Raw genomic sequence first — 703 nt, 5'->3', positions numbered from 1 at the left:
TATGATCGGTAAGCATCAAGTTACAGAAGCAACACCGCTTGCGGCTATCCTAACGCTACCTGCAACTGGTTCAGAATCCAACATGGGTGCAGTGATTACAAAAGCAGAAACTCAAGACAAGCTGCCGTTCATGTCTCCTGCTGTACAGCCTAAGTTTGCAGTCTTAGATCCAGATGTAATGAAAACGCTGCCTGAACGTCAGCTTATTAACGGCATTGTGGATGCGTGGGTACACGTTTGTGAGCAATACATTACACTGCCTACTGGTGCGATGGTTCAAGACGGGTACGCAGAGACCCTGCTAAAAACCCTAAAAACGCTTGGCGAACAGTTCGCAGAGCGCGATGACGACCAATGGCGCGCAAACCTCATGTGGTCTGCAAACCAAGCATTGAATGGTTTGATTGGTAGCGGCGTTCCTCACGATTGGGCAACGCACATGATCGGTCACGAGCTGACTGCTCTTTGGGGCGTTGATCACGCACGTTCTCTTGCCATCATCCAACCATCACTGCTGCGTAACCAGATGCAATTTAAGCGCGCGAAGCTTGAGCAAATGGGTCGTAATGTATTTGGTTTGGAGTCTGGTGATGATCTTGCAGAACGCACTATCGAAGCCATCGAAGCGTTCTACCACCAACTTGGCGTAGCGACTCAACTAGACAACTACGGTGAAAGCCGCGAGCAAGCGATCGATGCCATC

1 protein-coding gene is annotated in these 703 nt (G+C 49.9%); it reads left to right on the top strand.

Translation table 11 applies throughout. The annotated features are described in order from the left end of the window. The coding region (locus tag R7044_RS25535) for an iron-containing alcohol dehydrogenase (RefSeq protein ID WP_225456036.1) at nt 1-703 on the top strand (703 nt) is incomplete at both ends.

This window comes from Vibrio sp. 1402 (genome assembly GCF_033340275.1).
Note: the sequence above shows the minus strand (reverse complement) of the source record. Positions and strands in the feature narration are given on the sequence as shown.